Genomic DNA, 12,961 nt, shown 5'->3' with positions numbered 1-12,961 from the left:
TCCGGAAATGGCGGGTCAAGATCAGAGGGTAATCAGAAGCATAACTCTATATGTTACTAAACATACCTTTAGACATGTTCAGACACGCTTTTAACCCTAAAAAACAGCGGAGATTTTATGAGAGCCGGCTTTGCCACCGCACTGATTGTCTGCTTAATGCCGGTTACCGCTTTCGCAACGACCCTGCGCCTGGCAACGGAGATCGATCTCCTGATCCTCGACGGCAAAAAGGTCTCCAGCTCCCTGCTGCGCGGTGCGGGCAGTATTGAGCTGGAGAACGGCCCGCACCAGCTGGTGTTTCGCGTGGAAAAAAGCATCCGCATGAGCAACCGCGAGCAGCGGATGTGGATCTCTCCGCCGCTGATCGTCAGCTTCAATACCCGCGCTATCAATCTCGTCAACGTGACGCTGCCCCGGCTGGAGACGCAGAGAGAGTCAGAGATGTTTGACGCCTCGCCACAGATTTCGCTGCTGGATGGTCACGCGGCCGCTATCCCTGCCAGAATTGACATTCTGCCGGTAACGGAGACGTCGGAGGGGATTGACTACGAAAGGGATACAGAACGCTATAACAAGCAGGGACAGCACGCTTCTCTACCAGAGTTTGCCACGCAAATGGCGGATGACAGAACGCTGCTCTCTAGCGTATCAGAGCTGGACGTGCCGCCGTCGCAGGATCTAACCGAGCTGCGGCTCAAGTATTGGTATCAGCAGGCCGATACGCAAACCCGCCTGCGCTTTATGGAGTGGGTGAAACAGCAGCCTCCCTCCTGAGGGTGCGTTAAATCACATTCCCTTTTCCAGCCGCGCTTTTTTTACGCCTTTCTCTTGCAGCATCAAACGCTTCCAGTAATCTGTAGCAAATTCAATAATGGAAACGGATTATGGAACTGACGACACGTACGCTTCCTGCGCGGAAACACATTGCGCTGGTGGCTCACGATCACTGCAAGACCATGCTGATGAACTGGGTGGAGCGCCACCACGCGCTGCTGGCCCAGCACGAGCTGTATGCCACCGGCACCACCGGCAACCTGATCCAGCGCGCCACCGGCCTACCGGTAAACGCGATGCTGAGCGGGCCGATGGGCGGCGACCAGCAGGTAGGGGCATTAATCTCTGAGAGCAAAATCGACGTGCTGATCTTCTTCTGGGATCCGCTCAACGCCGTGCCGCACGATCCAGACGTCAAGGCCCTGCTGCGCCTGGCGACGGTGTGGAATATCCCGGTCGCCACCAACGTCTCTACCGCCGACTTTATTATTGAGTCAGCGCACTTCGGCGAAAGCTTTGCTATTCAGATCCCGGACTACCAGCGCTACCTCGCCGATCGCCTCAAATAATGTATCGCCGGGTGGCGGCTCCGCCTTACCCGGCCTACAGAACGTAATGCTATGGTTTGCGCACTACCGTCACGCCCAGCTGCTTTAAATCCTCTACAAACGGCGACGGCGACTCTTTGCTGAACAGCAGCCAGACGCGCTTGCGGGCGCGGGTCATCGCCACGTATAGCAGACGACGCTCCTCTGCGTCCGGGTAATCCTCAGGCGCAGGCAGCAGCGCCTGCTCCATCACCGACTCCCGTGCAGGGGCCGGAAAACCCTCTTTGCCCTCCTGCAGCCCCAGCACGATGACATAGTCCGCCTGCTGTCCCTTGCTGGCGTGAATGGTCATAAAGTCCAGCGAAAGCTGCGGCCAGCGCGTTGCGGCCTTCTCCAGCACGGCGGGCTTGAGGTGGTGGTAGCGCGCCAGCAGCAAAATCCGCTCGTCAGGCTTCGCATAGCCGCTGAGCTTATCCAGCAGGGCATCGAGCCGATCGTCAGTCATTAGCGTCACGGCGTTCTTCTCGCCTGCCGCCAGGCTATTAAGCGGCTTTCTGAGCTGGTGAGGGTTCTGCTGGATAAAGCGGTTGGCCACGTCGCCAATACGGTGGGTAAAGCGATAGGTGGTATCCAACACGCAGCTTTCCCCCTCGCCAAAATAGTGATGAAATGCGGTGGTCAGGGAGAGCTGCGCCCCGCTAAAGCGGTAGATCGCCTGCCAGTCATCACCGACGGCAAAGAGCGTGGTGTTTGAGTTCTGCTTGCGCAGCGCCGCCAGCAGCGCTGCGCGCTGGGGAGAGATGTCCTGGAACTCATCCACCAGAATATGCTTCCACGGGCTGATAAACCGCCCTTTCTCCAGAATATTGATCGCCTGATGGATCAGCCCGGAAAAGTCGACGGCGTTTTCCGCCTTCAGCGCCGTTTTCCACGCCTTGAGCAGCGGGGCCATTAGCTTCACCCGCTTTGAAAACAGGTTCCGCACCTCTTCCGGCGCGGAAGCGATCATCTCCGCCTGGGCACCGCCGTGCATGCGCATAAGACTCACCCAGCGGTCAAGCCGCCCGGCAAGACGGCGCTGTAGGGCTTTATCGTCCCAGAAGTTGCCTTCGGGCACCTCCCACTCCAGCTCCTCTTCCAGCCATTGCCGCCAGCCTTTCGCCTGGGCTTTTTTCTCGCTGCACTGCTGCTGCCAGGCCTCGATAAATAGCGCCTGGCGGGCATCGGTATCGTTTTCCAGCGCACTGATGGTGGGCACCTTTTTGCTGCCATGTTGAATAATGGCGAGCGCCAGAGCATGGAAGGTTTGGGCGGCGATCTCATCGGTATTGAGGCGCTCGCGAATACGCGCGTCCATCTCCTGGGCTGCTTTCCGGCCAAAGGCCAGAAGCAGGATCTGATCCGCTGCCGCTTCACCGCGCATCAGCAACCAGCCGGCGCGAGCCACCAGCACCGAGGTCTTTCCGCTGCCCGCTCCCGCCAGCACCAGCAGCGACTGCTCGCCGTTCACTACCGCTTCCGCCTGGGCAGGGTTAAGCGGTGAAGATTCCACGCTGGCAAAGAAAGGCGCGTACTGTACCAGCATTTTGCGCGTGTACTCGCGGTTATGCGCAGCCCGGCTAGCTTCAACGTCCACTAGCCAGCGTTGGCATTGCTGCCACGCTTCGCGGCAGTTATCGAACTCATCGAGACGGTCCAGCGGCAGCGGCAGCGCCGTAAAGGCGTGACGGATCCGATCCTGCAGGCCCGTGGTCTGCTGGCGGGTGAGCCACCTGTTGGCCTTCATACCGCTGGAGAGAGTCTCTACCGTCTCCTGTAGCACGCCGGCGGCCACCTCGCTCATTTGGCTGCTCCATGCCTGCCAGTGGGCGTTGAGATGCTGATAGAACTGCTGGGTCTGCGCCCACTCGGTACCGTGCAGGCGCACCACTTTGGCATCGGATAGCACGAACTCCAGCTCACCCCAGACCAGCCCGCGCTTGCAGACAATCGCCAAAAGTTGATTATAGGGAATAAGATACTCATGGCGATCGCCGGACACCTTTACGCCCGCGTGGAGCATGACCGCCCGGTCATAGGGGTGTTGGGCCAGACGTTTTCCGAGTGAAGTCGCTTTCAGTTCCATGATGTGCCGTTTCTCTGGTCATAACGTTGCCCGTCAGTGTACCCGCCAGAGAATTTACGCTCCAGCGCAAAAAGACGTTACACTTAGCACGCCTTTTCATACGGCAGATAACTTCGAGGATTTATGCGTACTGTACTGAATATTCTTAACTTCTTTCTGGGCGGCTTCATGACTACGCTGGCTTGGATCCTGGCAACGGTGATGAGCGTTGTTTTTATCATCACGTTGCCGCTGACCCGCTCATGCTGGGAGATCGCGAAGCTGTCGCTGGTGCCGTATGGCAACGAGGCGGTACATGTCGATGAACTCGATCCGTCCCGCCGTAACGTAATAATGAACACCGGCGGCACGCTGCTGAATATTGTCTGGCTGGTGCTGTTCGGCTGGTGGCTGTGCGTAATGCATATCCTCGCCGGCATCACCCAGTGCCTGACCATCATTGGCATCCCGGTGGGCATCGCTAACTTTAAAATCGCAGCCATTGCCCTGTGGCCGGTTGGACGGCGGGTCGTGTCGGTGGAAACGGCGCAGGCCGCCCGCGAAGCCAACGCCCGGGCCCGTTTCTAATCTGAAGGACGCGTCATTTATGTTAAGCCCCCTGCTTCGCCGCTACACATGGAACAGTGCCTGGCTCTATAACGTCAGGATTTTTATTGCCCTGAGCGGTACGGTTGCCCTGCCCTGGTGGCTGGGCGAGGTGAAGCTCACGATCCCGTTGACCCTGGGCGTGGTGGCCGCCGCGCTGGCGGATTTGGATGACCGCCTCACCGGACGGCTGCGCAACCTGGTTATTACCCTGGTTTCGTTCTTTATTGCCTCCGCCTCGGTGGAGCTACTCTTCCCATGGCCGTGGCTGTTTGCCCTCGGGCTTATCGTCTCTACCTGCGGGTTTATTCTGCTGGGCGGCCTGGGACAGCGCTATGCCACCATCGCCTTTGGCGCGCTGCTGATCGCTATTTATACCATGCTGGGTATCTCACTTTTCGACCAGTGGTATCAGCAGCCGCTGCTCCTGCTGGCGGGGGCGGTGTGGTTTAGCCTGTTGACGCTAATAGGGCATCTGGTGTTTCCGGTGCGTCCCTTACAGGACAACCTCGCGCGCTGCTATGCGCAGCTGGCGAACTATCTGGAACAGAAGTCACGCCTCTTCGATCCCGATTATGACGATGAGAGTGAGACCGAGGCTCCGCTTTACGATCTGGCGCAGGCCAACGGCCAACTGGTAACCACGCTCAACCAGACCAAAGCCTCACTGCTGACAAGGCTGCGGGGCGATCGCGGCCAGCGCGGCACCCGGCGCACGCTCCACTACTATTTTGTCGCTCAGGATATTCATGAGCGCGCCAGCTCGTCGCATATTCAATATCACGCGCTGCGCGAGCGCTTTCGCCATAGCTCCCTGATGTTTCGCTTTCAGCGGATGCTCGCCATGCAGGCACGGGCCTGCGCCCGCCTCTCACGGGCAATTCTGCTGCGCGAGCCTTATCAGCACGATCCGCAATTTGAGCGTGCCTTTGCCCATCTTGATACGGCGCTTGAGCACGCCCGTGCCCAGGGTACCTCTGCCGACTATATTGAGTCGCTGGGCTTTGTGCGGGATAACCTGCGGGCTATCGACGCCCAGCTGGCAACCATAGAGTCTGAACAGGCGCTGATGCAGCCGCAGCAGGGTACTGAAAGCGAGCTTGCCGATGACAGCCTAACCGGGCTGGACGATATCTGGCAGCGTTTAAAGCGTAACCTGACGCCCGAGTCGGCCCTGTTTCGCCATGCGGTAAGAATGTCGGTAGTGCTCTGCCTGGGCTACGCCTTTATTCAGCTCACCGGGCTCCAGCACGGCTACTGGATCCTACTGACCAGCCTGTTTGTCTGCCAGCCAAACTATAACGCCACCCGCCACCGCTTAACGCTGCGTATCATCGGCACGCTGGTGGGCGTGGCGGTAGGGCTACCGATCCTGCTTTTTGTCCCTTCACTGGAGGGGCAGCTGGTGCTGATCGTCATCGCCGGGGTGCTCTTTTTTGCCTTCCGCAACGTGCAGTATGCCCATGCCACGATGTTTATCACCCTGCTGGTGCTGCTCTGCTTTAATCTGCTCGGAGAGGGGTTTGAGGTGGCGATCCCGCGTATTATCGACACGCTGATCGGCTGCGCCATTGCCTGGGCGGCGGTGAGCTTCATCTGGCCGGACTGGCGCTTTCGCAACCTTCCGCGCGTGCTGGAGCGGGCACTTGACGCCAACTGCCGCTATCTGGATGCCATTCTGGAGCAGTATCATCAGGGACGCGATAACCGACTGGCGTACCGCATTGCCCGGCGCTACGCCCACAATGGCGATGCAGAATTCGCATCAGTGGTCTCAAATATGTCCGCCGAGCCGAACGCCACGCCGCAGGCCCGCGACGTCGCTTTCCGCCTGCTCTGCCTCAACCACACCTTTACCAGCTATATCTCCACGCTGGGCGCGCACCGTGAGCAGCTCCAGCAGCCGGAGATCCTGCAGCTGCTCGATGACGCCGTTTGCTATGTAGATGATGCCCTGCACCATCAGCCTGCCGATGAAGTCCGAGTGGGACAACAGCTGGAAACGCTCTCTGAGCGGATCCGCCAGCTTGAGCCAGATCCTAAAAGCAAGGCCCCGCTGGTTCTGCAGCAGATTGGCCTGCTGATTGGGTTGCTGCCGGAGATCTGCCAGCTGCAGCGTCAGGTGCCCCGCTGATTGACGCTGCTTTCCGCCTCTAGCTCTTTAAACCAGACGGTGAGCTCCCGGCGCGTATCTGCCGGGAGCGCCGCCTCATGTAGACCCGCGATAGCCCCTTCCAGGGCAAACAGCACTTTAATGCTCAACTGCGGGCTGCGCTCTTTTAGCCTGAGCCAGCACGCTTTCGCTCCAAGCTGTCTCAGGCTTGCCTCATCCTTGATGCCCACTGACCACAGCAGCGTCTCTAACTGAAAGGTAAGGTTGGGCAGATCCCTGAGCCGCTTTTGCGCCCGCCGCGCCACCTTTTCGCGCTGGGCGGCCGCCAGCGAATGCTGGCAGAGCGTCAGCAGCGTTTCGCGATCCTGCCATAGGCCATCATCCACCCGAAAATAGTTCAGCAGCACGGGCCTGCCCCGCTTCACAAAGGTCAGCAAAGGCGCTTTCGCATTCACACAGTAGGGTGCGCTCTCCTCACAGGCGCGCAGGTAGAGCGCTCCTTCAGCCACCATCGCGAAGACCGTATCTTCAATGGCGAGGCTGTAACCCCCAAACAGGGCCCGGTGGTGGATCTGCCCTAGCGGGGAAAGATATTCCCGAGATTGATAGATTCGTTGATACGATACTTTTTTCATGATTATTCCTTTAAAATCAAGGCGTAAAATATCTTCTATTTTTAAGCCATCCGTTAAAAAGGAACATAGGGAAGTTACCTGACATCAGCAAGTTGATTTTTCTTCTCACCTCACATTAAGACCATATTTGCGAGACGCTTTCAGAAAATAAGGTTGATCTTTAAATGCTCAGGGGGTACTGTATATCCATACAGTAACCCTAAGGGCTGGAATGACTATGTACACTTCAGGCTATGCTAATCGCTCATCTCAATACGCTTCTTTTGCAGGCAACCGCGCTCAGGTCAACACGCCCGCTATGGCCGCTGGCCTGATCAGTGAAGTTGTCTACCGTGAAGACCAGCCGATGATGACGCAGCTGCTGCTGCTGCCTCTGCTGCAACAGCTGAGCCAACAGTCCCGCTGGCAGCTTTGGCTGACGCCGCAGCAAAAATTGAGCCGCGCGTGGGTACAGTCTGCGGGTTTGCCCTTAAGTAAGCTGATGCATATTAGTCAGCTCTCGCCGGATAATACGCTGGACTCGATGATCAAAGCATTACGGACGGGCAACTATAGCGTTGTTATCGGCTGGCATGCTCAGGAGCTGTCGGAAGATGAGCATCGCCGCCTCGTTAATGCGGCTCAGGAAGGGAATGCGATGGGGTTCATTATGCGACCGGTTCGCTTCGACCCTCAGGCTTCAGGACAGTCATCCGGCCTAAAAATTCACTCGAATTTGTTTCATTAAGTAAGTTTAAGATAATTCCTGGGATTTTTTTTGCGTCGGTTCCAGGCCTTTGGTCATTAAGCTAAATTCTCTCGCGAAGCCTGTCTGGCGCGGCAACTACGATATTTCGATGGCGAATTTATCGTCATAAATGTTAAATATTGTGTCTACAACTCTTTTTTTTTCATATGCCTGACGGAGTTCACACTTGTAAGTTTCCAACTACGTTGTAGACTTTACATCGCCAGGGGTGCTCGGCATAAGCCGAAGATATCGGTAGAGTTAATATTGAGCAATGCCCCCGGTGAAGGATTTAACCGTGTTTTCTCTGGCGAGAAGTTCATGGCGATTTTTGGATGATAACGAGGCGCAAAAATGAAAAAGACAGCTATCGCGATTGCAGTGGCACTGGCTGGCTTCGCTACCGTAGCGCAGGCCGCTCCGAAAGATAACACCTGGTACACTGGTGCTAAACTGGGCTGGTCCCAGTACCACGACAATGGTTTCATTGACAACAATGGCCCAACCCGTGAAGACCAGCTCGGCGCTGGCGCATACGGCGGCTACCAGGTTAACCCGTACGTTGGTTTCGAACTCGGTTACGACTGGTTAGGTCGTGAGCCGTACAAAGGCGACAACGTAAACGGTGCTTTCAAATCTCAGGGCGTTCAGCTGACCGCTAAACTGGGTTACCCAATCACTGACGACGTTGATATCTATACTCGTCTGGGTGGTATGGTATGGCGTGCAGACGCTAAAGCTCAGGTTCCTGGCGTTGCTGGTGCGAACTTCAAAGACCACGATACCGGTGTTTCCCCAGTATTCGCTGGTGGCGTAGAGTGGGCAATGACCCGTGACATCGCTACCCGTCTGGAATACCAGTGGGTTAACAACATTGGCGATGCTAAAACTCTGGGCACCCGTCAAGACAACGGTATGCTGAGCGTAGGTGTTTCCTACCGCTTCGGCCAGCAGGAAGACGTAGCTCCGGTTGTTGCACCGGCTCCGGCTCCGGCTCCGCAGGTTTCTACCAAGCACTTCACTCTGAAGTCTGACGTACTGTTCAACTTCAACAAAGCGACTCTGAAACCAGAAGGCCAGCAGGCTCTGGATCAGATGTACAGCCAGCTGAGCAACCTGGATCCGAAAGATGGTTCCGTTGTTGTTCTGGGCTTCACCGACCGTATCGGTTCTGACGCTTACAACCAGGGTCTGTCCGAGAAACGTGCTCAGTCTGTTGTTGACTACCTGATCTCTAAAGGTATCCCGTCCAACAAGATCTCCGCACGTGGTATGGGTGAATCTAACCCGGTTACTGGCAACACCTGTGACAACGTGAAAGCTCGTCCGGCACTGATCGACTGCCTGGCTCCGGATCGTCGCGTTGAGATCGAAGTTAAAGGTATCAAAGACGTTGTAACTCAGCCGCAGGCTTAAGTTTACGTCTTATAAAAAAACCCCGCTATGCGGGGTTTTTTATTGCCTGTTCTCGGCTGAAAAACGCGTTACTCTTTACCTAGCAGCGCCTGCAGATCCTGCTTCAGGGTGCTCATCTTGCTGGCATACTTCTCTTTATGCTCGGCATCTTCAATCAGCTGCACAATCGTCTCTGACAGGGTTTTCCCCCGTCGCTGGGCAAGACCGGCCAGACGTTGCCAGACCATAAACTCCAGATCGATTGATTTTTTACGCGTGTGCTGATGCTCGGCATTGAAGTGCCGTTTTCGCCGGGCGCGGATGGTTTGCTTCATGCGGTTCATTAACGCGGCATTCATGTGCTGCGCAATCCAGTCGTTAACGCGAACCGGTTCGTATTCGAGCTTCAGCAACAGATCGACGGCCTCTTTAGCCGCACTGGTTTCTAAATAGCGCGTGATGAGTTCACCTTCGCGGTGCTTTTTCACCAGGTACTTCCATTTCCAGCCGCTTTCGAGATTTTCCAGTTGTTGATATTTCATTGCGATCTCAGTGTTACCGTGTAACTTAGTTCAGAATATCAGTTTTTTGCCAATCTGCTGAAAAGAAATCACATCCCGTGAGCTAAGCGGTCCCGGGAAAGGGGTAAAAGCATCTATTCCGCGTGTGCTGAATTGCCGCTTACGCTATAATTCCGCCCTTTACAGCTGACGATAAAACCTCAACATTGACCATTACTAAACTAGCCTGGCAAGACCTTGTTCCTGATACCGACAGCTATCAGGAGGTGTTTACACCGTCTGACGTTGACCTTGAGTCTGAGCTTTCTCTTGGTGACACGCAACCTCGTTTGCAGTACGCGCTGGAGCAGCTACTGCATCCGTCTGCATCATCTCGCTTTTTACTGGCCAAAGCGCCGGAAGAGCCGGAGTATCTGGCCCTGATCGCTGCCGCTGCCCGTGAACTCCAACCCGCGACGTCGCCGGTTGTCGGCGTTGAGTACAGCGTTGCTGGCCGTACGGTAAGCGTCAAGCCCGCCACCAGCGCGCAGGCGAACTTTGCCGGGCAGAGCGACGTAGTGACTGCAGATTGGGTAGAAGCCGAGCAGCTTTTCGGTTGCCTGCGCCAGTTCAATAATGAAATTACCCTTGAGCCCGGCCTGGTCCATCAAGCCAACGGCGGCGTGCTGGTCGTATCGCTGCGCACCCTGCTGAGCCAGCCGCTGCTCTGGATGCGCCTGAAATCCATCGTGACGCGCCAGCGTTTTGACTGGGTCTCCTTTGACGAGTCGCGTCCCCTGCCCGTTAGCGTGCCCGCTATGCCGCTGACGCTAAAGGTTATTCTGGTCGGCGAGCGCGAGTCGCTGGCAGATTTCCAGGAGATGGAGCCGGATCTGGCTGCCCAATCTATCTACAGCGAGTATGAAGAGACCATCCAGATCACCGATCTGGACGCACTTGCCACCTGGCGTCAGTGGGTGATCCTTAACGCCGAGCAGGCCGGACTTCCGACTCCGGCTGAAGATGCCTGGCCGGCGTTTATCCGTGCCGCGGTACGCTACACCGACGATCAGGAGACGCTGCCGCTCTGTCCGCTGTGGCTTGCGCGCCAGCTGCGTGAAGTCTCCGCCTTTACCGAGGAGAGCACCTTCGACGCAGAGCAGCTGCGTACCATGCTGAGCCAGCGCGAGTGGCGTGAAGGCTATCTGCCGGAGCGTATGCTGGATGAGATCCTGCTTGAACAGATCCTCATTGAGACCGAAGGCGATCGCGTGGGGCAGATCAACGCCCTGTCGGTGGTTGAGTTTCCCGGCCACCCCCGCCCCTATGGCGAACCGTCGCGCATTAGCTGCGTGGTACATATCGGCGACGGCGAGTTTCACGATATCGAGCGGAAAGCCGAGCTGGGGGGCAACATCCATGCCAAGGGCATGATGATCATGCAATCCTTCCTGATGGCCGAGCTGGAGCTGGAGCAGCAGATGCCTTTCACGGCGTCGTTGACCTTTGAGCAGTCCTACAGCGAAGTCGACGGCGACAGCGCTTCAATGGCCGAGCTGTGCGCGCTGATCAGCGCCCTGGCCGATGTCCCGCTGCATCAGCACATTGCCATTACCGGCTCGGTGGATCAGTTTGGGCGGGCACAGCCGGTAGGCGGCCTGAACGAGAAGATCGAAGGCTTTTTCGCCATCTGCCAGCACCGGGGCCTAACCGGCAAGCAGGGGGTAATCATCCCGGCGGCCAACGTGCGCCACCTCTGCCTGCATCAGGAGCTGCTGGATGCGGTCCAGGCAGAACAATTTTTCATCTGGGCCATTGATGATGTGACCGATGCACTACCCTTACTGACAGACCTGGTCTGGGATGGCGAAGGGCAAACCACGCTGGTCCAAACTATTCAGGAACGTATTACGCAGGCGACGCAGCAGGAAGCGCGTCATCGCTATCCGTGGCCGCTACGCTGGATCGGCTGGTTTACGCCTAACTGATCGGAGTTGTTCAGCGTACACGTGTTAGCTATCCTGCGTGCTTCACTAAAATAAGGCTTACTGAGAACATGGTAGATAAACGCAAATCCTCTTATACGAAAGAAGACCTTCTTGCCTCTGGTCGTGGTGAACTGTTTGGCGAAAATGGCCCGCCGTTACCAGCAGGAAACATGCTGATGATGGATCGTGTGATCACAATGAGCGAGACGGGTGGTAATTTCGATAAAGGCTATGTTGAAGCAGAGCTGGATATCAACCCGGATCTGTGGTTCTTCGGTTGCCACTTCATTGGCGATCCAGTAATGCCTGGCTGCCTGGGCCTTGATGCCATGTGGCAGCTGGTTGGTTTTTACCTCGGCTGGCTCGGCGGCGAAGGTAAAGGCCGTGCCCTCGGCGTAGGCGAAGTGAAACTGGCTGGCCAGATTTTACCTACTGCCTCTAAAGTGACTTACCGCATTCACTTCAAGCGCGTGATCAACCGCAAGCTGATCATGGGCATCGCGGACGGCGAAGTACTGGTTGACGGTCGTCAGATCTACACCGCAACCGATCTGAAAGTGGGTCTGTTCAAGGACACCTCTGCGTTCTGATCCCCCTGACAGGCGAAACCTCCGCCAGGCGGAGGTTTCTTTTAAAGAGACAGAATCAGGCGATAACTACCCTGTCCTCCATGGCTTCTCGCCAGCCTCCAAGCCAATAGGATCTCTGATTCAGCGTCTGGTAAGGACACAGCTCCTTCGAGCGTCCGGCAATGCCGGCCTGGTAACCACGTTGATGTGCCCGTTCCAGGCGATCTCGTTTTTGTCTCTTCATGCCTCGTTTCCCTCATTGTTTGAGTCTGGTGGAAAAGAAAACAGTGGCTACAAAATGTGCAACCACATCTAACAAATAGCGCGATCGCCACGTGCAGTCAATGCACAAAATTCATACCAACGTCATAAATGTGAGATATACGAAACTTCATTTGTACAAAAAGTGTGAGCAGGCACAGATTTTATCCCACTGAGTAGTCGAAAAAAAACCACGCTGCCGTAAACGAACGCGTGGTTTTTTTAGGATTAATTGCAGGCTCAGATACCGATTACGGTAGGCGATTTATCTCCCGGGCCATATTGCTGGCCTCCTGCGCCCACGCTTCGCCCAGCACCTTCACCATCGCGTCATAGCCATCCTGCGGCTGCGTCATCTCCACATGGAACGGACGCTTGATCAGCGTGCCCTGATGGTTGAGAAGCCACTCGCCGCTGACAATCACGTGTCCATCATAACGACCATGAAAGCCCGTCACGGTAACGTTAAGGGTATCCTGATCGCTGCCCATCGGCTGAGAGGCGACCACCCAGCCCGGAAGATTGCGGCTGAGGTTCGCCACCAGCGAGGTGCGCAGCTGCTGATCGAGCGGGCTGGCCCACAGGTTGTTGTTGGCGATAACGTACTGCACGTCGCTGGTCTGATAAACCACGCCGTTGCCCGCCAGATAGTCCGGGACAGAAACCTGCTCAATCCACAGCTGACGCTGCCCCTGGCTGGCTGCCAGCATGCTCGGCGACCCGGCTGACTGCGAGAGCTGG

General features: G+C 56.5%; 12 protein-coding genes and 1 pseudogene. 8 read left to right on the top strand and 5 right to left on the bottom strand.

Annotated features, from left to right (window positions below; all coding sequences use genetic code 11):
• Positions 1-117 precede the first annotated feature (117 nt).
• Both csgI and mgsA read left to right on the top strand, forming a co-directional pair.
• Entirely contained in the window at positions 118-774 is a 657-nt protein-coding gene (gene csgI / locus FN633_RS06500) for a curli synthesis inhibitor (RefSeq protein WP_154057156.1), read from the top strand.
• Between the two features lie 110 nt (positions 775-884).
• On the top strand, positions 885-1,343 hold the full coding sequence (mgsA, locus tag FN633_RS06495) for a methylglyoxal synthase (RefSeq protein WP_154057155.1): 459 nt from the start codon (positions 885-887) through the stop codon (positions 1,341-1,343).
• A gap of 49 nt (positions 1,344-1,392) precedes the next feature.
• Here mgsA and helD read toward each other — a convergent pair whose 3' ends face one another.
• Complete coding sequence (gene helD, locus FN633_RS06490; RefSeq protein WP_154057154.1) at positions 1,393-3,447, bottom strand: DNA helicase IV; 2,055 nt, start codon at positions 3,445-3,447, stop codon at positions 1,393-1,395.
• A 123-nt stretch (positions 3,448-3,570) separates the two neighbouring features.
• Here helD and FN633_RS06485 point away from each other — a divergent pair, with 123 nt between their 5' ends.
• On the top strand, positions 3,571-4,014 hold the full coding sequence (locus FN633_RS06485; protein WP_154057153.1) for a YccF domain-containing protein: 444 nt from the start codon (positions 3,571-3,573) through the stop codon (positions 4,012-4,014).
• 19 nt (positions 4,015-4,033) lie between these two features.
• Positions 4,034-6,166, top strand: coding sequence for a YccS family putative transporter (yccS, locus tag FN633_RS06480; RefSeq protein WP_154057152.1), 2,133 nt, complete (start codon positions 4,034-4,036; stop codon positions 6,164-6,166).
• Here the strand turns inward: yccS and FN633_RS06475 are convergent.
• A complete protein-coding gene (locus FN633_RS06475; RefSeq protein ID WP_154057151.1) occupies positions 6,151-6,780 on the bottom strand; it encodes a TfoX/Sxy family DNA transformation protein in 630 nt (209 codons plus the stop codon). The two genes, yccS and FN633_RS06475, sit on opposite strands and share 16 nt — an antisense overlap.
• Positions 6,781-6,997: 217 nt before the next feature.
• Between FN633_RS06475 and sulA the strand changes: the two genes are divergently transcribed.
• Together sulA and ompA are read left to right on the top strand one after the other, a co-directional pair.
• Positions 6,998-7,507, top strand: a complete 510-nt coding sequence (gene sulA, locus FN633_RS06470; RefSeq protein WP_154057150.1) for an SOS-induced cell division inhibitor SulA — start codon at positions 6,998-7,000, stop codon at positions 7,505-7,507.
• A gap of 354 nt (positions 7,508-7,861) precedes the next feature.
• A complete protein-coding gene (gene ompA, locus FN633_RS06465; RefSeq protein ID WP_144812867.1) occupies positions 7,862-8,923 on the top strand; it encodes a porin OmpA in 1,062 nt (353 codons plus the stop codon).
• A gap of 68 nt (positions 8,924-8,991) precedes the next feature.
• Here the strand turns inward: ompA and matP are convergent, their stop codons facing one another.
• On the bottom strand, positions 8,992-9,444 hold the full coding sequence (matP, locus tag FN633_RS06460; RefSeq protein WP_042392481.1) for a macrodomain Ter protein MatP: 453 nt from the start codon (positions 9,442-9,444) through the stop codon (positions 8,992-8,994).
• A gap of 185 nt (positions 9,445-9,629) precedes the next feature.
• On the opposite strand from matP, the gene FN633_RS06455 reads away from it, so the two are divergent.
• Both FN633_RS06455 and fabA read left to right on the top strand, forming a co-directional pair.
• Positions 9,630-11,390, top strand: a complete 1,761-nt coding sequence (locus tag FN633_RS06455) for an AAA family ATPase (protein WP_154057149.1) — start codon at positions 9,630-9,632, stop codon at positions 11,388-11,390.
• A gap of 68 nt (positions 11,391-11,458) precedes the next feature.
• Positions 11,459-11,980, top strand: coding sequence for a bifunctional 3-hydroxydecanoyl-ACP dehydratase/trans-2-decenoyl-ACP isomerase (gene fabA / locus FN633_RS06450; protein ID WP_154057148.1), 522 nt, complete (start codon positions 11,459-11,461; stop codon positions 11,978-11,980).
• A gap of 55 nt (positions 11,981-12,035) precedes the next feature.
• On the opposite strand, the gene rmf is transcribed toward fabA, so the two are convergent.
• On the bottom strand, positions 12,036-12,203 hold the full coding sequence (gene rmf / locus FN633_RS06445; RefSeq protein ID WP_072015258.1) for a ribosome modulation factor: 168 nt from the start codon (positions 12,201-12,203) through the stop codon (positions 12,036-12,038).
• Between the two features lie 268 nt (positions 12,204-12,471).
• A pseudogene (gene pqiC / locus FN633_RS06440) lies at positions 12,472-12,961 on the bottom strand (membrane integrity-associated transporter subunit PqiC); the annotation flags it as partial.

The organism is Pseudescherichia vulneris (genome assembly GCF_902164725.1).
Classification (GTDB): domain Bacteria; phylum Pseudomonadota; class Gammaproteobacteria; order Enterobacterales; family Enterobacteriaceae; genus Pseudescherichia; species Pseudescherichia vulneris.
The sequence above is the reverse complement of the archived record's forward strand: the minus strand, read 5'-3'. Positions and strand labels throughout refer to the sequence as shown.